Source organism: Agrobacterium sp. OT33, assembly GCF_017313365.1.
Classification (GTDB): Bacteria; Pseudomonadota; Alphaproteobacteria; order Rhizobiales; family Rhizobiaceae; genus Agrobacterium; species Agrobacterium rhizogenes_A.
This window is the reverse complement of record NZ_JAFLMZ010000004.1, coordinates 338,208-360,283: the sequence shown is the minus strand read 5'-3', so window position 1 is coordinate 360,283 and position 22,076 is coordinate 338,208. Positions and strand designations below refer to the sequence as shown.

Below are 22,076 nucleotides of genomic sequence, written 5' to 3'. Positions count from 1 at the left end.
GGCAAATTGTCAGGTGCGCATTGCCGCAGGTGGAACTGATATGGCGCCTCATCTGTTTCATGCTGCGTTCATCGAGGAACGCGTATTTTCCGATCGTGGCAGTATGCGGAATGCATACTCGTCCATCGAAAGCGATGGATGCCGACAAGGGCAAAGCGGGCCTTTGCTTGAGGAGAAAGAAGTGAAGAAAAAACTGTTTGGCGCAATTGCGCTGGTGGCCATGCTCGCCGCGCCGGCTCTTGCCGAAGCTGCGACGCGCGGTTTCGCCACCGCGAATGTGAATATGCGCTCCGGCCCGAGCACGGCCTATCCGGCCGTTGTCGTGATCCCCAATGGCGCACCGCTCACGGTGCATGGCTGCCTGTCCGATACGCCCTGGTGCGACGTGTCCTTTGTGGCCGGTCGCGGCTGGGTCGCCGGGCGCTATATCGAAACCACCTACCGACAGAACCGGGTCTATGTCGAGCCGCGCTACTACCGCGATCTCGGCGTGCCGATCATCACCTTCGAAGCCGGCCGGTACTGGGACCGTTATTATCGCGACCGCGATTTTTACCGCGAGCGTGATCGCTGGCGTCGCCCGTCCGGCGGTTACTGGAATGCCGCACCGCCGCCGCCGCGCGCAGACTGGGATCGTCCGCGTCCACGCGACGAGTGGCGTGATGGCCGCCGGGACGACTGGCGCGACGGTCGCCGCGATGAAGCACGTGATCCGCGCCAGGGCGGCGGACCGAATGATGGCCGCTGGGAGCGCCGTTATGGCGACTGGAACCAGGGCGATCGTAATCAGGGTGACAGAAATCAGGGCGACAGACCGCGCCGTGAGGACAATCGCCCCCGCGCCGAAGACGATAACCGGGACCGCAACCGCGACCGTCAACCAAACGAGAATGGGGGCCGGCTCCCTCCGGAGCGTCGCCAGTGGGATGATCCACGCCGCGCGCCTGCTTCGGAAAATCTCCGGGGTGGCTGCCGGATCGGCGATCCGGGCTGCGACGCACGCTAAACAGACAAAGCCCGGCGAGATTTCGTCGGGCTTTTTCATTTGCTGCTTCAGATGACTATGTGGGAGCCTTTATTTCGCAGCGGCAGCCTTGCGAGCGCGGGCTTTGGGTTTCGCCGGCGCTTCCGCATCCGGTGTGGCGGCTTCAGCGGCAACGGCCTTGGGAGCTGCTTTCTTGCGCTGCGCAGGTTTCGTCGCTTCCGATGTCTTCAGCAGCGAAAATTCATGTTTTGCCTGTTCCCAGTGTTCCGCATCGCGGCCGTGGGGATGGCCTTCCTTTTCCCAGAGAGTATAGGCCCGTTTACTGATCCATTCGTGTTCCGAAACCTGCATGCTCGTCTCCCGTTGCTGTTTACAGCGCCTTTGAGAAGGCGACATTCCGCTTGGTCCGGCACACGCTCGACAGGAATCAATGCCGGCATTTCCAAGACCCATTACATGCCATGATCTTCCGGGCGTCAAGCAAACATGCTGCATTGCGAAAGGGGATTTCCGGCATTTTGTGCCGGTAAAGGCGGTTTGGACGCAAGGCGTTCCCACACGGCAACATCAACGTTGCGTGATGACGCCAACGCCGCCAAGATGGGCGGGTAAACGGCAGTGGAGGAGAGACACTTGGAACAGAAAATGGAAGCGGAGGCGCAGGTCATTGTCGAGAAGGCCGGAGCGGCCGGCATCATCCGCCTCAACCGTCCCAAAGCCATCAACAGCCTGACACTGCCGATGGTGCGTGCCCTGTTTCAGACGCTCCAGCGTTTCGAGGACGATCCCGATATTTCCTGTGTGGTGCTGACGGGGGAGGGTGAAAGAGGGCTTTGCGCCGGCGGTGACGTCCGCATCATCCACGATCTCGGCAAAGCGGGCGATCCGCAGGTGCTGGAATTCTGGCGGGAGGAATTTCCGCTCAATTATCGCATCGCCCGTTTTGGCAAACCCTATGTGGCATTGATGGATGGTATCGTTATGGGCGGCGGTGTCGGCATTTCCGCCCATGGCAGCCACCGCATCGTGACCGAGCGGACAAGGCTCGCCATGCCGGAAACGGGCATCGGCTATTTCCCGGATGTCGGCGGCTCCTGGCTGCTGCCGGGGGCGCCGGGTGAATGCGGCACCTGGCTGGGGCTGACGGGCAACACCGTTACCGCCGCCGATGCCATCCATGCCGGTTTTGCCGATTATTACATCGGGTCCGACCGGCTCGATGCGCTGGTGCGGGATTTGTCTCAGGCTGCGGATACCGAAGCGGTCGAGGCGGCGATCGCGGCTCATGCCAAGGAGGCCGGTAAGGGCGTTCTGGCCGCAAACCGGGATGTCATCGACGCGACATTCCGATTTGACACGGTCGAGGAAATCTTCGCCGCACTTTCGGCGCGGGACGATGTGTTTTCGAAAGATACCCTTGAGGTCCTGAACAGGCGCTCTCCCACCAGCCTGAAGCTGACCCTGAAACTCTTGCGCCTTGGCCGGGAAAGCGCGAGCCTGATCGAATGCCTTGAAAGAGAGTTTGCCGCCGGCACCGAGATATTGCGCCAGCATGATTTTTACGAAGGCGTGCGTGCGGCTTTGGTCGACAAGGACCGTAATCCCCGCTGGCGGCCGGCGCGGCTGGAAGAGGTGCGCGAGGAGGACCTTGCGCCCTATTTTGCCGAGCATTCCGGCAATCTGTTTCCAGAGCATCGTCTTTAAGATGACGCAAAAGAAATCCGGCTTCGCGCCCTATATGAAATCATCGCCTTTGGAAGTTTGATTCTTTGGGTGAAATTTCCAATCGACGCCTCCGCAAAGCACGACTGTTTCTCGTCGCTATGGCCGCCGCCCGCTATGTTGGGCACCATTCGATTTGCCGGGGGTATTCATGAAGCGTCTTCTCATTATCGGTACTGCCATTGCCGCCCTTTTTGCGGGTGCGGCGCAGGCGCAGTCTCCGACCACCATTCTCAATGCATCCTACGATGTCGCCCGTGAAGTTTTCGCGGCCGAGAACGAGGCGTTCATCAAGCAGCACCCCGGTGTGACCGTCGACCAGTCACATGCCGGCACCTCCAAGCAGGCGCGCGCCATTGTTGAGGGTCTGGAAGCCGATGTGGTCACCTTCAACCAGGTCACCGATGTCGATTTTCTGGTGAAGCAGGGTTTCGTTTCCGCCGACTGGCAGAAGGATTTTCCGAACGATGCCTCGCCGTTCTATTCCTTCCCGTCCTTCCTCGTGCGCACCGGCAACCCCAAGGGTATCAAGGACTGGGACGATCTTGCCCGCGATGACGTGAAGGTGGTTTTCCCCAATCCGAAGACTTCGGGTAACGCCCGCTACACCTATCTCGCCGCCACGGCCTACGCCAAGGAGAAGTTCAACGGCGATGAGGCGAAGGTTCAGGAATTCGTCAAGAAGATCTTCGACAACACGCCGGTGTTCGATACCGGAGGCCGCGCCGCCACCACCACCTTCGTGGAACGCGAGATCGGCGACGTGCTGATCACCTTCGAAGCCGAGACGCGTGGCATTGCCAAGCAATATGGCGCAGACAAGGTGGAAGGCGTCGTGCCCTCCGTCAGCCTGCTGGCCGAGTTCCCGGTGGCCGTGGTGGACAAGGTGGTCGACAAGCGCGGCTCGCGCGATCTGGCCAAGAGCTATCTCGACTTCCTCTATACCGAAGAGGGTCAGCGCATCGCCGCCGAATTCGGTCACCGCGTCCACAATGAAAAGGTCGTCGGCGAGTTCAAGGACAAGTTCCCGGCCATTCGCCTCGTCAACGTCAATGATGTGTTCGGCGGCTGGGACAAAATCCAGAAAGAGCAGTTTGCATCCGGCGCCACGCTTGATACGCTTTACGGCAGCCGTTAATCACAGCAATAAAGAACGGTTAGAAGACCCGGCGGGAAACTGCCGGGTCGCTTTATGATGAATTGGGGGCGGGTTTGAAGCGGAATGTTCTGCCGGGGCTGAAATTGTCCCTTGGCGTTACTCTCACCTACGTCGCCATCATCGTGCTTTTGCCGCTCTCGGCGCTGGTGTTCAAGGCGGCAAGTCTGGGACCTGTAGAATATTGGTCCATCATCTCTTCGCCGCGCGCCGTTGCCAGTTACCGCGTCACCGTGCTCTGCGCGCTCGCCGCCACGCTGTTTAACGTCATTTTCGGACTGGCGCTTGCCTGGGTGCTGACGCGTTACCGCTTTCCGGGCTGGCGTATCATCGATGCCATCGTCGATCTGCCGTTTGCGCTTCCCACCGCCGTTGCCGGCATCGCGCTGACGACGCTGTTTGCGGGCAATGGCTGGTTCGGTTCGGTACTTGCGCAATTCGGTATCAAGGTGGCCTATACGCCGCTTGGCATCATGGTGGCGATGGCCTTTACCAGCCTGCCCTTCATCGTGCGCACCGTGCAGCCGGTGCTGGAAGACCTCGACCCGGCGCTGGAGGAAGCGGCGCAGTCGCTCGGCGGCTCCGATCTTGAAATCTTCCGCAAGATCATCCTGCCGCTTTTGACGCCGGCGCTTTTGGCGGGTCTTTCCCTTTCCTTTGCCCGCAGCCTTGGCGAATTCGGGGCGATCATCTTCATTGCCGGCAATCAGCCGTTTTCGACTGAGATCACCGCGCTGCTGATCTTCATCCGGCTGGAGGAATATGATTACCAGGCGGCCGCCGCCATCGCCTCCGTGCTGCTCATGACCGCTTTCGTGATGCTGGCCGTGACCAACTACCTGCAGGCGCGTGCGCTTCGTTATACGGTGAGGAGCTGAGACATGAGCGCCGTTTCTTCACATCGCAAGCCGCCGCGTGTCGGCGATGCCGCGTGGGTTCGCCGCAGCCTGATCGCTTTCGTGCTTGTTATCGGCGCGCTGCTGGTCGTCGCACCGCTCGTTATCATCGGCGTCGAAGCCTTTTCGCAGGGCTGGAAGGCTTATTCGGCGACCATCACCCATCCCGACACCCGCCACGCCATCATGCTGACGGTGCTGACGGCGCTGATTGCCGTGCCGGTCAACACCGCCTTCGGGGTTGCGGCCGCATGGGCGATCACCAAGTTCGATTTTCCCGGCCGGCGCTTCCTGCTGGTGCTGATCGAGATACCCTTCTCCATCTCGCCGATCGTCGCCGGTGTTGCCTACCTCTTCGTTTATGGGCTGCAGGGGCTGTTCGGGCCGTTCCTCGATGCGCATGATATCAAGATACTGTTTGCGCTGCCCGGCATCGTCATCGCCTCGATGTTTGTCACGGCACCATTCGTGGCGCGGGAACTCATCCCGCTGATGCAGGCACAGGGTCGCGATCTGGAAGAGGCGGCGACCTCGCTTGGCGCATCCGGCTGGCGTACCTTCTTTTCGGTGACGCTGCCGAATATCAAATGGGCGCTGCTTTACGGCGTCGTGCTGTGCAATGCCCGCGTGATGGGTGAATTCGGTGCGGTATCGGTCGTATCGGGCAATATTCGCGGCCAGACCAACACGCTGCCGCTGCATATCGAGCTGCTTTACCATGACTACCAGACGGCTGGCGCCTTTGCCTCGGCCTCCATCCTCGCTTTGCTCGCCGTCGTCACCATCATCGCCAAGGTGGCGCTGGAACGGCGCGGTGCCGGGCGTGGGCGTAAAAAGACCAACGGCGATGCCGTCATCGCCACGGAGATCTGATTCCCATGAAAATCCGCCTCGAAAATGTGGTGAAGACCTTCGATACGTTCCGCGCCGTGCGCGATGTTTCGCTGGATATCGAAAGCGGTGAGCTTCTCGCATTGCTCGGCCCTTCGGGTTCCGGCAAGACGACGATCCTGCGCATGGTTGCCGGTCTCGAATACAGCGATGGCGGCCGCATCTTTTTCGGCGACGAGGATGCCACCAATATTCCGGTGCGCGATCGCGGCGTCGGTTTCGTATTCCAGCATTATGCGCTGTTCCCGCATATGACGCTCAACGAAAACATCGCCTTCGGCATGAAGGTTTCCAAGGTGAAACGCGACAGGGCGGCCATTGACGCCCGCGTCGGGGAACTTCTGCGGCTGGTGAAGCTGGATGGTCTGGGCGACCGTTTCCCGGCGCAGATCTCCGGCGGGCAGCGGCAGCGTGTGGCGCTGGCGCGTGCGCTTTCGGTCGATCCCAAGGTGCTTCTGCTCGATGAACCCTTTGGGGCACTGGACGCCAATGTGCGCCGCGACCTGCGCCGCTGGCTGCGCGAAATTCACGATTCACTCGGCATCACCACGATTTTCGTGACGCATGATCAGGAAGAGGCGCTCGATCTAGCCGACCGTGTCGTCATTCTCAATCAGGGCGAGATCGTGCAGCAGGGCACGCCGAAAGACGTGTGCCGTCAGCCGAACAGCGCCTTCGTCATGCGCTTTTTGGGCGACGCCAACCGGGTGTCCGGCGTGGCGCGCGGCGGCAAGGTCTATGTCGGTGAGAACGAATTGCCCTTCTCCTATGCGCAAGGGGATGGCGCCGTCGATATCTATGCCCGCCCCGGCGATCTTGAATGGGAGGATCTGCATGAGGGCATTCCGGCCTCGGTGGCGCGGGTTCTCGATCGCGCGGGGGAACGCCGGGTGATCGCCAGCACCGATGGCGGCGACCTTCTGGAATTCGACGTGCCGCCGGAAAACGATGTCGCGGCAGGAGACCGGGGTTCCGTCATCATTCGCCGGGCAAAGATTTTTCCGGCGGCGTGAGGCGCGGCGGGGCGCTTACCGGCTTCAGATCAGAAGTTCGAAGGCGCTTTCCGCCACCAGCCTGCCATTGATCATCAGGTCGACCCTGTGAAGGCCGGCATAATGCTTGCGGGTGGTGAAATCGCGCATGGCGCGGCTGATCGACAATGTGCATGTTTCTCCGGGCTGAAGCTCGATCTCCTTCCATTTGAAGACCTTGGCGGAGGCATCGCCGCTCTTTTTCACATAATGTACGGCATAATCGATCACCAGCTTTTGCGGGCTGTTGGCCGTCGAGGTGAAAGCGGCTGAAATCCGCACCGGATTGCCGAGAACCACCTGGTCCGGCGTAACCTGAAATGCCGCAAGCGCAATCTCCGCTTCCTCATGCGCGCCGAGATGGGCAAGCGCGGCGGCATCGCCCTTCTTGATCAGGGTGCGCAAGGCCTGCCGTGTGATCCAGCGCGTATGCGGATTGTCCTTCGGCCAGGTATCGATCAGCGCCAGCACGAAGGCGGGATTGTCCTTGGTGATGTCGTTCAGATGATTGGCAACGGATTTGCGTACATAAAGCGCCTCATCGGCCTTCATGGTATCGAGGATCGCGGTAACCGGCGACGGGTCGTCGATGAGCGGTCTGAGCTGGAACGACCATGGCAGGCGGGGCCGGCAGCCTTCGCTGGCCAGCCGCCGCACATGCTCGTTTTCGTGCCGCGACCATGTTTCCATCACGGCAAGCGTGCGGGCCATATCCTTTTGCAGAAAATGCCTTATGGCGAATTCCGAGGAGCCGAAGCTGGTGAAATAGGACAATGCCCGCATGGAAAGATCGAAATCGTCGAGGCCGTAAAGGGCCACATATTCCGGCAGCGAAATGGAGGCGAAACCGTTGCCGATACCCGGCGCTGCGGCGGTCAGGATTTCGATGTTGCGGGCATAATCGCCCGGTAGCGTGGCATGCAGGCTCGTCGCCACCTGCCGCATGCGCTGCATGATGCCCAGTGCCTCGAGATTTGCCGTGGCGAGCGCCATGAAGGCGGAAACGTCAAAGGGCTGATGAACGGCCCTGGTCTGGTCGGCGATATGCCGCAGTTTTTCGCGGTTGAAGATTTCCTTCAGTGCCGGTGCCGCCGTATCGCTCATATCGTCCCCCAAAGTTCACTTTTTGTTCTTTTAAGGCAGGATGAGACCGGGGGCAAGGGAAGACTGAGTAACTCTCAGAGGTGAGAATGGATCGAGCGAGTGCACCTTGCCTCCTTCTCCCCGCCGGGGAGAAGGTCGCGGCAACGGGATGAGGGGCAACGGCAAAGATATACGGAGAACTCGCCCCTCATCTGCCCTTCGGGCATCTTCTCCCCGGCGGGGAGAAGAAATTTCACGGCCAACTCAGCTCATCTGGCTGACGAATTTTGTCTCCAGATAGGCCTGAACCGCTTCCGAACCGCCTTCCGTGCCATAACCGGAATCCTTGATGCCGCCGAAGGGGACTTCGGGAAGCGCAAGGCCGTTGTGGTTGATGGTCAGCATGCCGGCCTCGACCTGATGGCCGAGCGCATGCGCGGTCTTGACCGAGCCGGTGAAGGCGTAAGATGCGAGACCGAAGGGCAGGCGGTTCGCTTCGGCAACCGCATCGTCGAAGCTCGAGAAGCGATTGATGATCGCGACCGGACCGAACGGCTCGTCATTCATGATCCTGGCGGTGGTCGGCACATTGGCGAGAACCGTCGGCTCGAAGAAATTGCCCTTGTTGCCGATGCGGCGGCCGCCGGTCTTCAATTCGCCGCCATGGGAAACGGCGTCGTTGATAAGACCTTCCAGCGCGGGAATGCGGCGCTCATTGGCGAGCGGTCCCATGATGACGCCGTCTTCCAGACCATTGCCGACCTTGACCGCCTTGGCGGCCTCCACGAAACCTTCAAGGAAGCGGTCCGCCACGCCGTCCTGCACGAGGAAGCGGGTGGGGGCAACGCAGACCTGACCGGCATTGCGGAACTTGGCAAGTGACGTGACCTCGATCGCCTTTTCGATATCGGCGTCGTTGAAGATCATCACCGGTGCATGGCCGCCGAGTTCCATCGTGGCGCGCTTCATGTGCCTGCCGGCAAGCGCGGCCAGATGTTTGCCGACGGGGGTGGAACCGGTGAAGGAAATCTTGCGGATGACCGGATGCGGGATCAGATATTCCGAAATCTCTGACGGCACGCCGTAAACGAGGCCGATGACGCCCGCCGGCACGCCGGCATCCACGAAGGCGCGGATCAGTTCCGCCGGCGACGCCGGGGTTTCTTCCGGCGCCTTGACGATGATCGAGCAGCCGGTGGCGAGCGCTGCGGAAAGCTTGCGGACGATCTGGTTGATCGGGAAGTTCCACGGTGTGAACGCCGCGACCGGACCGACCGGCAGCTTGATGGCCAGCTGCGAAACGCCGGCCGCACGCGCCGGGATGACCTGGCCATAGGTGCGGCGCGCCTCTTCGGCAAACCAGTCGATCGTGTCGGCGGCGCCCATGATTTCTGTGCCCGATTGCGCCAGTGGCTTGCCCTGCTCGCGGGTCATTATATAGGCGATCTTGTCCTTGCGCTCTCGCAGGATATCGGCAGCCCTGCGCATGATCTTCGAACGCTCGAAGGGCGAGGTGTCGCGCCACACCTTGAAACCGCGCTCGGCGGCGGCAAGCGCCAGATCGAGGTCTTCCTTCTCGGCGTGGGCAATCGCGCCGATGATTTCGTCGGTTGCCGGATCGGACACGGCGATCGTCTTGCCGGAAACGGCGTCTCGCCATTCGCCATCAATGAGAAGTTTGATGTCGGGATAGGTGTGCATAGGGGCTACCTTCATGATGCGGCCGATACGGCGGATGCCGTCCGGCCCGGAGACGTGAACAGAATTTTCCTGGCCGGACGATATCCGGCATCGCGGCTTTCGCTGCGCGGAACGGGTGTCTGGACATTTCCGGCGGGGGATTCTGGAGGTGCCGGAAACGGAAACGACAGTCTTTATATTAAGTTGCGGACGGTATGTTTCAACCGTCGGCGCCGGCAAAGGCGATGATTTTTCTGTGACACCAAACTTGTCTTTTGTCATGTTGATTTGGCGGGCAGACGGGGACGGGAGACCCGATTGCCGTTCGGGGCCGTGCGAATCACACGCGTTCCCTTCACGGATGGCGGAGCTTCTGCCACAATTTGGCCTTCGTCGCGCCTGACGGAACAGGGTGAGAAAGTGGCGGGATTTGCCGCCTGCGTCAGAACAGTGCGTCAAGCGTGAAAAAGTACAAATAAGACGGAAAAATTATCCAAAGGGTTTACTCAAAACCTAGAGAAAATACGAATAAAATCTCAGTGAGGATATAACATCCTTTCCTGATATATATTGCGAGCGTCGGTTCCCTTGGCCTTCAAAGGCGGGCGAAGACCCTCGAGCTGAACGTTATCGATGGAGAAAAAGTATGAGTGTCGCCCGGGTACTTCTCAGTGCGTTCTTGTCGCTCGTGTGGCTTTCCTGTGCTGAAGCCGGAACAATTGCCAAACCGCAAGGAAAACCAATACTGACCATATCCGGAAACATCACCAACACCAATGTCGACGGGGCCGCGCAGTTCGACCGCGACATGCTGGAGGCGCTGGGCATGGAGACGGTGGAGACGACGACGCCCTGGCATGACGGCCGCGTCCGCTTTGATGGTGTTTCGCTGGCAAAGCTGATGGATGTCGTCGGCGCGAAGGGCACCAGCATCACAGCGGTCGCGCTCAATGATTATGTCAGCACGATACCGGTTGAGGATTTTAAGAAATTTAACGTTATTCTGGCGATCAAACTGGATGGCAACTACATGACAGTTCGAGAAAAGGGTCCGTTGTTCGTTATCTACCCCTATGACAGTGACCCGGAATTGCAGAAGCAGACCTATTATTCGCGGTCCGCGTGGCAAGTCGCCAAATTGATAGTGGAATAAAGGTGCCGTTTGCGAAAACTTGTGGCGGTGATCATCTGTTGCTTCGTCCTGGCAACGGGCTATATCGCTTTCGTCATTGCCGAGCGGCAGACCGCTCTGCAGAAGTTCGCCCGCTATAACGACTCGTGGGCAGTCAGCCAGACGGTTGCGGAATATCTGCGCCTCCAGAACAAGCTGGCCGTATTCGCGCTCAGCCCCGGCAAGATTGACCGGGACGAATTGCAGTTGCGTCTGGATATCATGCTGAGCCGCCTGGAGCTTCTGAAACAGGGCAATCTGGGCGCATTCATCAATGAAAAGCAGCAGTGGCGGGACATCGTCAACCGGCTCGACGCTATTCTGGCACGCCTCGAACAGCAGATGGATAATCTGCAGCCGGCCGATATTCCGGATCTGCTCTCGTCTATGAGCGCACTCGATGCGCCGATGACGACCCTGGCGTCGTCGTCAGTGGCCTATGACGTCAATCTGATCGATACCGCGCATGAGGATGTGCGCAAGCTGCACATTGTCTATACGGCGCTGGCCGGCGGCCTCATCCTGTGCGGCATCGCGCTTGTCATCTTGCTGCTTCGCCAGAACGACCTGCTGAACCGGGCGCAGAAAAGCATGCGCGGCCTGACCGACGACCTGCGTGCCGCCACGCTGGAGCTGCAGGCCAAGAATGTCCGGCTGGAACATGACGCCTATCACGACGCGCTGACCGGGTTGCCCAACCGGGCCCTGTTCCGGCAGGAACTGATCGAGAGGTTGCGCCGATCCTTCGGCGGCACCGGAACGACGGCGATCCTCCTGCTCGATCTCGATGGTTTCAAGGATGTCAACGATACGCTCGGCCACGATGCCGGCGACGCGCTGCTTCAGGCCGTGGCGCAGCGTCTTTCGGCCATTGGCGGCGATTACGACATGGTCTGCCGTCTGGGTGGCGATGAATTTGCCGTCGTCTCCGACGATCTGAACGAAGATGCCGCCCGCCGTCTTGCCTCCAAGCTCATCGATCAGATCAGCCGCACCTACCAGCTTGGGGAGCAGGAGGTCAAAATCGGCACCTGTATCGGTATCGCCATATCGCATGGTGCCGTCGATGCGGATGAATTGTTCAAGCGCGCCGATCTGGCACTCTACGAGGCGAAAGCCATCGGCCCGGGCCGCGCGAGCGTCTTCAAGGTCCGCATGCAGAAGCAGCTGACCGAGAAGAAGTCCTTCGAGGCCGATCTGCAGACCGCGCTGCAGAATGACGAGATGGAAGTCTATTACCAGCCGCAGGTGGCGACGCAGACGCGCAAGCTCTGCGGCTTCGAGGCGCTTTTACGCTGGAAGCACCCGCTGCGGGGCGATGTGCCGCCCAGCGTCTTCATTCCCGTCGCGGAAAGAACCGGACTGATCCATTCGCTCGGAAAATGGGTGATGGAGACGGCCTGCCGCGAGGCGATGGGGTGGGACGAGGACATGAAGGTGGCGGTCAATCTGTCGCCGGTCCAGTTCCACAGCGCCAATCTGATCCAGAACGTCATGGGCGCCCTCGAAAAAAGCGGACTGGAGCCGAGCCGGCTCGAGCTGGAAATCACCGAATCGATCCTGCTCAACAAGAGCGACCAGACGATCAACACGCTGACCCGGCTGAAGGATGTCGGCATCAAGATCGCCATGGACGATTTCGGCACGGGTTATTCCTCGCTCGCCAATTTGCGCGGTGTTCCCTTCGACAAGATCAAGATCGACCGGTCCTTCCTGCGCGATATCACCAGCGATCGCGATGCGCTGGCGATCGTCGAATTTGTGGTCGGTGTGGGGCGCAGTCTGCGGATGACCACGATTGCCGAAGGCATCGAGACCGAGGAGCAATATGAGTGCGTCCGGCGTCTGGGATGCGATCAGGTTCAGGGATATCTGATCAGCAGGCCGTTGCCGGCCAAGGAGCTGGTGGCCTGGAGTTCCGTCTGAAAAAATCTGCTTTCGCACCATTGCAGGCGTGTCGAATTTTTAACCGGATATAGCGTTGCTTGCTAAAACCGATACCGGTCGCCGCACTGATGCTGTAGAGCTTTGCCGGTCGGTACGGGATCATTCTGGTGAAACGACCGCGTTTGCGAAAAGGCTCGAGACATGGAAATACTGGACGTGCATGGAGTTGCCCTGCCTCTTTCTTCCGATGAGGTATCGCCCGTCATCTGGCAGGCGCTGACCGACGGCAGCTATGAGGCGAAGGAGGCACGCAGCGTCCTGAAAGCCATCAAGCCCGGGGACCGCGTGCTGGAACTTGGGTCCGGCATCGGCATCATCACCTCCATCATCGCCGGCATAGAGAATGTTTCGGTGTGGGCCTTCGAGGCCAACCCTTCCACTGCGGCGCTGGCGGAGCGGGTGATCAAGGCCAATTGCCGCGGCAATGTCGTGTTCTCGCAGGGGCTTCTCACCGCTGACGAGCCGCGCTCCTATCCTTTTTACGTTCGCAAGGATCTCTGGATGTCGTCCATGGACGAAAATCAGGGCCCCTATGAACGGCGTATCGAAATCTCTTCCGAAAATATCGACCGGTTTATCGCCAGCCACGGCATTACCGCCCTTGTGATGGATATTGAAGGTGCCGAACGCGATCTGCTCGGCAGGGCCGATCTTGCCGGCGTGGAGCGGATATTCGTCGAGCTGCACGACCATCTTTATGGGCTCGCCGGGGTTCGCGACATCATGCAGGCGCTGACGGACAGGGGATATGCCTATGATCCCCGCGGCTCGCGTGGCCCCTGCGTCCTGTTCTCGAAGGACGACAGCCCCCGGGAATATGATCCCGACGTGGATTGAAAACGCCGCCGGCCGCCGAACAGGTCCCGCCGAATTCACGGAACCGTCCGCCTTTCCTCTCGTTCTCACTCCGGAGTGAGGGCGCGGAGCGGTTCGATGCGCGTGCGGTCATGCGGGTCGAAAAGATAATTTCATAAACAGCAATTCAATGCCAATTATTGTTGCAATTGTTGCAACCGTTATCCCGCGTCATCATCCCTCCATCAAACCGGCGCACAACTGACACCGCACCGGAAGATGCCAACGCAACCGAAGGAGAAACGATCATGGGCTTTGTTAAGACGACAGACGGAACCGAAATCTTCTACAAGGACTGGGGCCCGAAGAATGCCCAGCCGATCATGTTTCATCACGGCTGGCCGCTCAGCTCCGACGACTGGGATGCGCAGATGCTGTTTTTCCTCTCCAGGGGTTTTCGCGTTGTCGCCCATGACCGCCGTGGTCATGGCCGTTCGGCCCAGGTTGCTGACGGTCACGACATGGATCACTACGCTGCCGATGCCTTCGCCGTCGTTGAGGCGCTTGATCTGAAGAATGCCGTCCATATCGGTCACTCCACCGGCGGCGGCGAAGTCGCCCGTTATGTTGCCAAACATGGCGAACCCGCCGGCCGCGTCGCCAAGGCGGTTCTCGTCTCCGCCGTGCCGCCGCTGATGCTCAAGACCGCAGCCAATCCGGAAGGCTTGCCGATGGAAGTGTTTGACGGTTTCCGCTCGTCGCTCGCCGCAAATCGCGCGCAGTTCTTCCGCGATGTGCCGGCCGGTCCGTTCTATGGCTTCAACCGCGACGGTGCGACGGCTCAGGAAGGCGTGATCCAGAACTGGTGGCGGCAGGGCATGATGGGCGGCGCAAAGGCCCATTACGATGGCATCAAGGCCTTCTCGGAAACCGACCAGACCGAGGACCTGAAGGCCATCAGCGTTCCGACACTGGTGCTGCACGGCGAGGACGACCAGATCGTGCCGATTGCCGACTCCGCGCTGAAATCGGTGAAGCTGTTGAAAAATGGCACGCTGAAGACCTATCCCGGCTTCTCGCACGGTATGCTCACTGTCAATGCCGACGTGCTGAACGCCGACCTTCTGGCTTTCATCAAGGGCTGATCTTTCTGCAAAATCAAAATGCGGCCGATGGTTCGGCCGCATTTTGCGTTTCGCATCAGGCCAGACAGGACCGCCAGACATCTCGGTAAGAAACGAGGCCGGGGATGTCGTGCAGCGTGAAATGGCGCTCGCGACCGGCAAGCGGTTTGATGCCGGTGAGCAGGGCAGCACCCGCACTGGTGCCGGTGGAACCTTCGACCGCCGTGACTTCTGTTTCCGCAAAGCCGGCCAGCGCCTTCAGATAAAGCGCGTTGCTGGCGAAGGGGCCTTCGACAAGGATTGGACCTTTTCGGCCGATGAGCGAAAGGCTGAATTCCGTCATCAGGGCGAGATAAAGCGCCGCTGCGGCGTGGCGTTCCGCAGCCGTGGCGTTTTCATCTGATCTCCAGCACGCTGTTTTCTCGGGAAAGGGGCCGGAGCCGCTGACGATGCTGGGCAACAGCATCATGCCTTTGGCAATCACCTTGCCCAGAGCGGTTTCGATCTCATCTTCCTTCGCCGGTTCGAGCTGCTGGGCCAGCATTTCATATTCCCTGCCGCCCATGAAACGGGAGGAAGGAACGGGACGCCCCAGGGCATCGACATTCAAAAGCGTGTCGCGGGCGGGATCCAGCGTGTCCGCCGTGCCGCCAATGGCGAAATTCACCACCCAGGTACCGGTTGAGACAACCGAAAAATCACCGTCGCGACGCAGCAGATGCGGCAAAAGCGAGGCGTTGGAATCGTGGATGCCGCAATAGACGGGCATATGCGGAGACAGACCGGTTTCCTGTGCCAGCGATGGACGGATCGTTCCCAGCACGTCGAAAGCGGAGCGGACCGGCGACATCAGATGCGCGATGTCAAGGCGCTTGACCAGCGAGGAGAAGCCCTTCCGGCGCGGGTTCCACAGATCCGTATGGCACCCGAGCGAGGTTGTTTCCGTGGCCAAAACGCCGGTCAGCCGCCCCGCCCAATATTGCGGATAGGTGACGATGCTGCGCACTCTGGAGAAATCGTCCGGAAAGGCCTCTTTCTGGAAATGGATTTGCGCGCCAAGGTTCAGTCCGGCGGGAAGCTGCGGCGAGCCGGTCTCGGCGAAATCGGGCCTGATGCCGCGATAGGCCTCCTGAACTGGTTCGGGGTAGATATGCTCGTAATCGAGCACGGGCAAGGCAAGGTCGCCGTTTTCATCCAGAAGCGCCGCTGACGCGCCGTGGGTGGTGATGGAAATCGCATCGAAACCCGGCTTCTGGCCAAACCTCCAAAGCGCGGAAAGAATGAAGTCCCAGAGCATCTCCACATCGTAATGCGGGTAGGGGCCATTGCGAAGAACGGGGTTTGTCCGTTTCTCGCCGGCAATTTCCTCGCCGCTGCCGGTGTCGATGACGACGACCTTGGCGTTGGTTTTGCCGATATCGATGACCGCGACGCGGCCCGGTTTGATGCTCTCGCTCATGGCAGATGGAACACCGTCACCAGGTCTTTCGCGACGGGCGAGTTATCGGGATTGCTCTCCATGATATCGGCCATATGCGCCCACCATTTCTTCATCACGGGATGGTCGGGCAAGGCCGCCATGCCGTGGTTCTTCGGTCGCGTCAGCACGCCGAACAGGATGTTGGTTTCCGGGTCGAGATGAATGGAATAATCGCTCACACCCGCCTCGTGCAGCAGCGCCACCAGTTCCGGCCATATCTCGTCATGGCGTTTTTTATATTCCGCCTCTTTCCCGGGAAAGAGTTTCATCTTGAAGGCGTGTTTTTCAAGTTCAGGCATGGCTTAACTTCTCATGGCCCGAAGGCGGCGGACGACGATGGGGATGGCGATGGTGACGATCAAAAGCAGGCCGACGAAAATCGACATGACGATGCCGGGCACGTTCAGAAGACCGAGCCCGAAGGTGACAAGGCCCATGACGAAGGCGGCGATGACAACGCCTGCGATGGTGCCGGAGCCGCCGAGAATGGAAACGCCGCCCAGCACCACCATGGTCACCACCTCAAGCTCCCAGCCCTGAGCGATCGACGGGCGGGTGGAGCCGAGGCGCGAGGTGAGGCAGACGGCGGCAATGCCGCTCATCAGGCCGGTGAGCAGGAAGAGGATGAACTTCACCCGCTCGACGGGAATGCCGGAGAAGCGGGCGGCGAAGGGATTGGTGCCGATGACATAGACCTGCCGGCCGAAATTGGTGGCGTGCAGCAGAATGGCGAAGAGGACGGCCATGACGATGAACAGCACGAATTCGAAGGATATGACGGAGATCACGTAACCCTGGCCGAAATAGGCGAAATCTTCAGGATATTTGCCATAGGCCTGATCGCCCAGCACCATATAGGAGATGCCGCGAAACAGGCTCATCGTGCCGATGGTGACGACGATGGACGGCAGTTTCAGCCCGGCGACCAGAAAGCCGTTGAAAGCTCCGCATAAAAGCCCGGTGCCGATGCCGATGGCGACGAGGCCGGGTGTGCCGACGCCCATCTGCACTGCCGCGCCCATGGCGGTGGAGGCAAGCGCAATGATGGCGGCGACGGACAGATCGATTTCGCCGGCAATGATCAGCAGCGCCATGGCGAAGGCGATGATCGCCTTTTCGGTGAAGTTGAAGGTTGCGTCGGAGAGGTTCCAGGCATTGAGGAAATAGGGCGAGGCGAGCGAGTTGGCGATGAAGATCAGGATCGCAACGCCCAGCAGCAGCACTTCCCAGCTGGCCATGACACGGCGCAGCGGCGTACCGAGCTTGTCGGGGATGATGCGGTGTGTCTGTGTCGGTTGCGAGGTCATGCTGCGGCCTCCTTGGCCTGATCGGCTGCCGCCCGGTCGCGCAGGATGATGCGGCCTTTTCGCGCTTCGGCGCGGGCGTTGAAGACGACGGCAAGCACGATCACCACGCCTGATATCGCCATCTGCGCGAAGGGCGAGATGCCGATGACGGGCAGCGCGTTCTTGATGACGCCGAGGAACAGCGCGCCAAGCACGGCACCGGCCACTGAGCCGATGCCACCCGCAATCGAGATCCCACCGATTACGTTGGCCGCCACACTGTCCAGTTCGAAACCGGCGGCGATATCGACATAGGCAACGGCGTAACGCGAGACCCAGAGATAGCTGGCGAGACCGGCCAGAGCGCCTGACAGCACGAAGGCGAAGAAGCGCGTGCGGCCGACATCGATGCCCGCATAAACGGCTGCACTCGGATTACCGCCCGATGCATAGGCCGAACGGCCGAAGGAGGTGCGGCTGAGCACCAGCCAGGCCCCGGCGATGATGAGGATCGCCACCCATGAAAGAACCGGCATGCCGAGGATTACGGTGCGCGGTACATTGAGGAAGGTCGGCGAAAGCTGGTGCGCGTTCACCCAGCCACCGCCCGACAGCACGAAGGCCATGCCGCGATAGATGGTGAGCGTGCCGAGCGTGACAACGATGGGCGGAATGCCGAGCCACCAGACCAGTACGCCATTGAGCGAGCCGAGAAACGCACCGATGCCGACCGCCATGGCGATGAGAAGCGGCAGGGGAATACCCGGAAAGGCGGCGTTGGTCATCGCCACCGCCATGCCGGTAAAGGCGAGGTTGGCGGCGACGGAGAGATCAATGGATTTGGTGAGAATGACCGCCATCTGGCCAAGCGCCAGAATGATGAGGATGGAGGTATCGTTGAAGATATTGACGAGATTGCCGGGCCGGCTGAAACCGGGCGCGCGCAGCGCAAAACCGGCGATCATGACGATGATGATGCCCGCCAGCAGCCATTCGCGATTTTTGAGTAGACGTTGCATGTGGTTGCCCCTCTCAGGCATTGCCGGTGGCGGCGCGCACCAGCTTTTCCGGAGAAAAATCGGCGCGTTCGAACTGGCCCGCCATCAGGCCTTCGCGCATGACGATGGCGCGGTCGGACATGCCGAGGATTTCGGGAAGTTCGGATGAAATCATGATGATGGAAAGCCCTTCCGCCGCAAGCTCGCTGATGAAGCCATGCACGGCGGCCTTGGAGCCGATATCGATGCCTTTGGTCGGCTCGTCGAGAATGATGACCTTGGGCTGGGTGGCGAGCCACTTGCCGATTACCACCTTCTGCTGGTTGCCGCCCGAAAGCGTGCCAACAGGCACGGAGAGTGCAGCCGCACGTAGATCGAGACGGGACGCATATTTGCGCGCCAGCGCAAATTCATTGGCGGCGGCGAGAAACCCTTTGCGCGATGTACGCGTGAGAGAGGGCAGCGACATGTTCTGATAGATCGGCATTTCGAGCGCGAGCCCATGGCGGCCGCGCTCTTCCGGCACATAAACGATGCCGGCACGGATCGCGTCTTCCGGCGAACGAATGGTGAGCCGCTGGCCGTTCAGTGTCACCTCACCAGAGGCCGGCCGGGTGATGCCGAACAGCGACTGGCAAAGTTCGGAACGCCCGGCGCCGATCAGCCCGTAAAGGCCGAGAATCTCGCCTTTGCGCAGCTCGAGCGAAATATCGCGGAATTCCGTCTGGTGCGAGTAATCGCGAACCGACAACACCGTTGGCCCCAGCGTGACGGCCTGCTTGGGGAAGGCGTTCGTCACGTCGCGACCGACCATCAGGCGCACGATCTCATCCTGTGGCGTGGTGGCGAGTGTGCCGGCTCCGACCATTTTCCCGTCGCGGAACACGGCGTAATTCTCGGCGATTTCATAGACTTCATCGAACTTGTGGCTGATGAAGAGGATCGCCTTGCCCTGCCGTTTGAGGTTCCCGACGATGCGGAAGAGATCATCGATCTCCTTGCGGGAAAGCGCAGCCGTCGGTTCGTCCATGATCACGATGCGCGCCTCGACTGACAACGCACGGGCGATGGCCACCAGATGGCGCTGGGCAATCGACAGGTCTTTCAACCGGATGGTAGGATCGATGGTGCTTTCGAGCTGTTCCAGCAGAATTCTGGCTCGCTCATTGATGGTCTTCCAGTCGATCAGGCCGAAACGGCCTTTTGGCGCATGGCCGAGGAAGATGTTTTCACCGACCGAAAGTTCGTCGAACAGCACGGTTTCCTGATGAATGGCGGTGACGCCGGCATCGATGGCATCTTGCGCACCATGAAAGGTCACAGCCTTGCCATCCAGCAGGATTTCGCCCTCGTTCGGGCGGTAGATGCCGGTGAGGATTTTGACGAGCGTGGATTTGCCCGCGCCGTTCTCACCGATCAGCGCGGTGACCTTGCCGGGATAAAGCGCGATATCGACGCCATCCAGCGCTTTGACGCCGGGGAATATCTGGCTGATGCCGCGCATTTCGAGAATGGGCGTGGCGCTGGAAGTCGCTGGGATGTCTATGGTTTGGGTTTCAGCACGCATCATTCCGTCTTACCGGTCGGTTTTGAGTGGAGCGGCGAGGGGCACCCCCCTCTGTCCTGCCGGACATCTCCCCCTCAAGGGGGGAGATCGGCAAGCGGATAGCACCCTGCCTTATGGATCGAGCGGGTGCGGCATATCGATCTCCCCCCTTGAGGGGGAGATGCCCGGCAGGGCAGAGGGGGGTAGCCTCCGCACCGCCGGATATTATCAAGATCAGAAAATCTTCGAGAACTGATCGATATTCTTCGCGTCATAGATGAACGGATCAGCCATCGCCGCTTCGCTGTTTTCGCCAACCTTGATCTTGCCCATGCGGCCGGCTTCGATTTCCGAGCCCGGCTTGCCGTCGGCTTCGCCCTTCACAAGGCGATAGGCGATCTGGGTGGCGGAGTAACCGAGGTCGATCGGGTTCCAGATGGCGAATTCCTTGGTGGCGCCTGATTTGATGGCGCCGGCCATTTCCGACGGCAGGCCAAGGCCGGTCACGAAGACCTGACCTATCTTGCCTGCATCCTTCACGGCCTGCGAGGCAGCGAGAACGCCAACCGTCGTCGGCGCGACGATGACCTTCACATTCGGCTGCGAGGAGAGCAGGCCCTGCGCTTCGCGGTAGCTCTTGTCGGCAAGGTCGTCACCGTAAACGGTCGTGACGAGGTTGAGGCCGGGGAAATCCTTCAGCTGTTTCTTCATCTCATCGATCCAGATATTCTGGTTCGTGGAGGTGGTGGTGGCCGAAAGAATGGCGAAATCGCCCTTGCCGCCTTCCAGATGCGATGCGGCGAGCTGCAGGCACATTTTGCCGATCAGCGCGTTGGAAGAGGGATTAAGCTGGAGAATGCGGCCCTCGGGCGCCACGCCGGAATCCCAGGAAATGACCTTGATGCCGCGCTGTGCCGCCTTTTTCAGCGCCGGAACAACGGCGTCGGGGTCGTTGGCGGAAATGGCGATGGCATCGACGCCCTGCGCGATCAGCGAATTGATGACTTCGATCTGGCCTTCCGCCGTGGTGCTGGTCGGACCGGTATAGATGATCTCGACGCCGCCGAGATCCTTTGCGGCCTCCTGCGCGCCCTTGTTGGCGGCTTCGAAAAAGCCGTTGCCGAGTGACTTGACCACCAGCGCTATCTTGACGTCTGCTGCTTGGGCAACGCTGCCAAGCCCTGCGACGGAGAGCGCCGCGCTGAGTGCCAGTACGCTGGTCAATGTTCTGCGTGTAAGTTTCATGTCCCTTTTCCTCCCGTTTTGAACCTTGTTTTTCCCTCCAGCGCTCCTCAAGCGACTGAAGAAGAATTCTCCTCATCCGGCGGGCCGGCGGTTTTTCCCGCTGCCACCGCGCCGGCGATCAGCAATTCGACGCCGGCATCTTCCACCATCCTTGCCGCTTCGTCCGAAATCCCGTCATCGGTGATGATGGTCGTAACGTTTTCGAGCGGGCATAAAATCAGGCTGGATCGTTTTCTGAATTTCGAGGAATCGACCATCACGATCAGTTCTTCCGCCTGCCGCATCAGCTTCTGTTCGCTCTGGATGACCAGCGCGTCGGACTCCATGATGCCAAGCGCGCCCACGCCCTGCGCGCCGAGAAAAATCCGTCGCGCATAAAAATTGCGGATCGCATCATTCTCGAAGGGCGACAGGATAAGGCTTTGGTCGCGATAGATCGCGCCGCCCGGCACGCTGACACTGCATTTGGAATGCTTGACCAGATGCTCGGCAATCGCGAAGGAGTTGGTCATCACCTGCAGGCGCCGCGCCGCCATGTAATGCACCATCTGGAATGTCGTGGTGCCGCCATTCAGGATGATCGCGTCGCCATCATTGCAGAGGTCGACCGCCTTGCGCGCAATTGCGCGTTTCTTGTCGATATTGACCGATTCGGAAACACGGAAAGGGCGTGCGGCAAGATTGCCGAGCTGCGGCGGATGCACTGCTTCCGCTCCGCCGCGCACGCGCCGCAACTTGCCCTGAACGTGCAAAGACGCGATATCCCGGCGGATCGTCGCTTCCGACGCATCCGTGAGTTCAGCAATATCCTGCACCGTCACGACAGCTTTTTCCTGTGTGGCGCTCAAGATGATGCGATGGCGTTCGCGTTCGTGCATGGGGTCCTCCTGACCGTGATTATTCGCAATCTCTTTACGTTGTCAATCAAGAACGATCAAATTAATCAATATCGCGCTGCAACATGAAAATTTATGATCGTTTTTGATTGACATTGTGCTTTTGGATGCGCGATACCTGCCATCAAAGGAGGCGGGCCGATA

The 22,076-nt window shown here is 60.0% G+C and carries 20 protein-coding genes; 10 read left to right on the top strand and 10 right to left on the bottom strand.

Annotation, left to right across the window (positions count from 1 at the left end; all coding sequences use genetic code 11):
* Positions 1-181: 181 nt before the first annotated feature.
* Positions 182-1,006 (top strand): SH3 domain-containing protein, encoded by an 825-nt coding sequence (locus tag JZX88_RS12110; protein ID WP_206913737.1) that lies wholly within the window; start codon positions 182-184, stop codon positions 1,004-1,006.
* A 69-nt stretch (positions 1,007-1,075) separates the two neighbouring features.
* Here JZX88_RS12110 and JZX88_RS12105 read toward each other — a convergent pair whose 3' ends face one another.
* Positions 1,076-1,336 carry a DUF2934 domain-containing protein gene (locus JZX88_RS12105; RefSeq protein WP_181423947.1) on the bottom strand — a complete coding sequence of 87 codons (261 nt, stop codon included), beginning with the start codon at positions 1,334-1,336 and terminating at the stop codon, positions 1,076-1,078.
* Between the two features lie 282 nt (positions 1,337-1,618).
* Between JZX88_RS12105 and JZX88_RS12100 the strand changes: the two genes are divergently transcribed.
* The 5 genes from JZX88_RS12100 to JZX88_RS12080 all read left to right on the top strand — a co-directional run bounded on the left by JZX88_RS12100 (position 1,619) and on the right by JZX88_RS12080 (position 6,663).
* On the top strand, positions 1,619-2,689 hold the full coding sequence (locus JZX88_RS12100) for an enoyl-CoA hydratase/isomerase family protein (RefSeq protein ID WP_161991667.1): 1,071 nt from the start codon (positions 1,619-1,621) through the stop codon (positions 2,687-2,689).
* 169 nt (positions 2,690-2,858) lie between these two features.
* Positions 2,859-3,845 (top strand): thiosulfate ABC transporter substrate-binding protein CysP, encoded by a 987-nt coding sequence (cysP, locus tag JZX88_RS12095; protein WP_206913736.1) that lies wholly within the window; start codon positions 2,859-2,861, stop codon positions 3,843-3,845.
* 74 nt (positions 3,846-3,919) lie between these two features.
* Positions 3,920-4,741, top strand: a complete 822-nt coding sequence (cysT, locus tag JZX88_RS12090; RefSeq protein ID WP_206913735.1) for a sulfate ABC transporter permease subunit CysT — start codon at positions 3,920-3,922, stop codon at positions 4,739-4,741.
* Positions 4,742-4,744: 3 nt separating this feature from the next.
* Positions 4,745-5,632, top strand: coding sequence for a sulfate ABC transporter permease subunit CysW (gene cysW / locus JZX88_RS12085; protein WP_206913734.1), 888 nt, complete (start codon positions 4,745-4,747; stop codon positions 5,630-5,632).
* Positions 5,633-5,637: 5 nt separating this feature from the next.
* On the top strand, positions 5,638-6,663 hold the full coding sequence (locus JZX88_RS12080; RefSeq protein WP_065118064.1) for a sulfate/molybdate ABC transporter ATP-binding protein: 1,026 nt from the start codon (positions 5,638-5,640) through the stop codon (positions 6,661-6,663).
* Between the two features lie 24 nt (positions 6,664-6,687).
* Here the strand turns inward: JZX88_RS12080 and JZX88_RS12075 are convergent, their stop codons facing one another.
* Complete coding sequence (locus JZX88_RS12075) at positions 6,688-7,785, bottom strand: DNA alkylation repair protein (RefSeq protein WP_206913733.1); 1,098 nt, start codon at positions 7,783-7,785, stop codon at positions 6,688-6,690.
* Positions 7,786-8,028: 243 nt separating this feature from the next.
* Positions 8,029-9,465: an NAD-dependent succinate-semialdehyde dehydrogenase gene (locus JZX88_RS12070; protein WP_142856058.1), complete on the bottom strand. Its 1,437-nt coding sequence runs from the start codon at positions 9,463-9,465 to the stop codon at positions 8,029-8,031.
* Positions 9,466-10,090: 625 nt separating this feature from the next.
* Between JZX88_RS12070 and JZX88_RS12065 the strand changes: the two genes are divergently transcribed.
* The 4 genes from JZX88_RS12065 (at position 10,091) to JZX88_RS12050 (ending at position 14,502) form a co-directional block, all read left to right on the top strand.
* Entirely contained in the window at positions 10,091-10,597 is a 507-nt protein-coding gene (locus tag JZX88_RS12065) for an oxidoreductase (RefSeq protein ID WP_065118067.1), read from the top strand.
* Between the two features lie 9 nt (positions 10,598-10,606).
* The gene (locus JZX88_RS12060; RefSeq protein WP_065118068.1) at positions 10,607-12,541 is read left to right on the top strand and encodes a bifunctional diguanylate cyclase/phosphodiesterase; all 1,935 of its coding nucleotides are present in this window, start codon (positions 10,607-10,609) and stop codon (positions 12,539-12,541) included.
* Positions 12,542-12,703: 162 nt separating this feature from the next.
* Positions 12,704-13,399 (top strand): FkbM family methyltransferase, encoded by a 696-nt coding sequence (locus tag JZX88_RS12055; RefSeq protein ID WP_206913732.1) that lies wholly within the window; start codon positions 12,704-12,706, stop codon positions 13,397-13,399.
* Between the two features lie 266 nt (positions 13,400-13,665).
* Positions 13,666-14,502 carry an alpha/beta fold hydrolase gene (locus JZX88_RS12050; RefSeq protein WP_110757785.1) on the top strand — a complete coding sequence of 279 codons (837 nt, stop codon included), beginning with the start codon at positions 13,666-13,668 and terminating at the stop codon, positions 14,500-14,502.
* Positions 14,503-14,557: 55 nt separating this feature from the next.
* On the opposite strand, the gene JZX88_RS12045 is transcribed toward JZX88_RS12050, so the two are convergent.
* The 7 genes from JZX88_RS12045 to JZX88_RS12015 form a co-directional block, all read right to left on the bottom strand.
* On the bottom strand, positions 14,558-15,940 hold the full coding sequence (locus tag JZX88_RS12045) for an FGGY-family carbohydrate kinase (RefSeq protein WP_206913731.1): 1,383 nt from the start codon (positions 15,938-15,940) through the stop codon (positions 14,558-14,560).
* Positions 15,937-16,260, bottom strand: coding sequence for an L-rhamnose mutarotase (gene rhaM, locus JZX88_RS12040; protein WP_065118072.1), 324 nt, complete (start codon positions 16,258-16,260; stop codon positions 15,937-15,939). The genes JZX88_RS12045 and rhaM overlap by 4 nt, the downstream gene beginning before the upstream one ends.
* A 3-nt stretch (positions 16,261-16,263) precedes the next feature.
* Positions 16,264-17,268 carry an ABC transporter permease gene (locus JZX88_RS12035; protein ID WP_206913730.1) on the bottom strand — a complete coding sequence of 335 codons (1,005 nt, stop codon included), beginning with the start codon at positions 17,266-17,268 and terminating at the stop codon, positions 16,264-16,266.
* Complete coding sequence (locus JZX88_RS12030; RefSeq protein ID WP_080820961.1) at positions 17,265-18,266, bottom strand: ABC transporter permease; 1,002 nt, start codon at positions 18,264-18,266, stop codon at positions 17,265-17,267. The genes JZX88_RS12035 and JZX88_RS12030 overlap by 4 nt, the downstream gene beginning before the upstream one ends.
* A gap of 13 nt (positions 18,267-18,279) precedes the next feature.
* Entirely contained in the window at positions 18,280-19,815 is a 1,536-nt protein-coding gene (locus JZX88_RS12025) for a sugar ABC transporter ATP-binding protein (RefSeq protein WP_206913728.1), read from the bottom strand.
* A 210-nt stretch (positions 19,816-20,025) separates the two neighbouring features.
* Complete coding sequence (gene rhaS / locus JZX88_RS12020; protein WP_065118075.1) at positions 20,026-21,036, bottom strand: rhamnose ABC transporter substrate-binding protein; 1,011 nt, start codon at positions 21,034-21,036, stop codon at positions 20,026-20,028.
* A gap of 47 nt (positions 21,037-21,083) precedes the next feature.
* The gene (locus JZX88_RS12015) at positions 21,084-21,914 is read right to left on the bottom strand and encodes a DeoR/GlpR family DNA-binding transcription regulator (protein WP_065118076.1); all 831 of its coding nucleotides are present in this window, start codon (positions 21,912-21,914) and stop codon (positions 21,084-21,086) included.
* Positions 21,915-22,076 lie beyond the last annotated feature (162 nt).

Coding starts and splice junctions, on each gene's coding strand:
- JZX88_RS12105 (WP_181423947.1), bottom strand. CDS start 1,336: ATGCAGGTTTCGGAACACGAATGGATCAGTAAACGGGCCTATACTCTC.
- JZX88_RS12055 (WP_206913732.1), top strand. CDS start 12,704: ATGGAAATACTGGACGTGCATGGAGTTGCCCTGCCTCTTTCTTCCGAT.
- JZX88_RS12045 (WP_206913731.1), bottom strand. CDS start 15,940: ATGAGCGAGAGCATCAAACCGGGCCGCGTCGCGGTCATCGATATCGGC.
- cysP (WP_206913736.1), top strand. CDS start 2,859: ATGAAGCGTCTTCTCATTATCGGTACTGCCATTGCCGCCCTTTTTGCG.
- JZX88_RS12035 (WP_206913730.1), bottom strand. CDS start 17,268: ATGACCTCGCAACCGACACAGACACACCGCATCATCCCCGACAAGCTC.
- cysW (WP_206913734.1), top strand. CDS start 4,745: ATGAGCGCCGTTTCTTCACATCGCAAGCCGCCGCGTGTCGGCGATGCC.
- JZX88_RS12080 (WP_065118064.1), top strand. CDS start 5,638: ATGAAAATCCGCCTCGAAAATGTGGTGAAGACCTTCGATACGTTCCGC.
- rhaM (WP_065118072.1), bottom strand. CDS start 16,260: ATGCCTGAACTTGAAAAACACGCCTTCAAGATGAAACTCTTTCCCGGG.
- JZX88_RS12065 (WP_065118067.1), top strand. CDS start 10,091: ATGAGTGTCGCCCGGGTACTTCTCAGTGCGTTCTTGTCGCTCGTGTGG.
- JZX88_RS12075 (WP_206913733.1), bottom strand. CDS start 7,785: ATGAGCGATACGGCGGCACCGGCACTGAAGGAAATCTTCAACCGCGAA.
- JZX88_RS12015 (WP_065118076.1), bottom strand. CDS start 21,914: ATGCACGAACGCGAACGCCATCGCATCATCTTGAGCGCCACACAGGAA.
- JZX88_RS12030 (WP_080820961.1), bottom strand. CDS start 18,266: ATGCAACGTCTACTCAAAAATCGCGAATGGCTGCTGGCGGGCATCATC.
- JZX88_RS12025 (WP_206913728.1), bottom strand. CDS start 19,815: ATGATGCGTGCTGAAACCCAAACCATAGACATCCCAGCGACTTCCAGC.
- JZX88_RS12050 (WP_110757785.1), top strand. CDS start 13,666: ATGGGCTTTGTTAAGACGACAGACGGAACCGAAATCTTCTACAAGGAC.
- rhaS (WP_065118075.1), bottom strand. CDS start 21,036: ATGAAACTTACACGCAGAACATTGACCAGCGTACTGGCACTCAGCGCG.
- JZX88_RS12070 (WP_142856058.1), bottom strand. CDS start 9,465: ATGCACACCTATCCCGACATCAAACTTCTCATTGATGGCGAATGGCGA.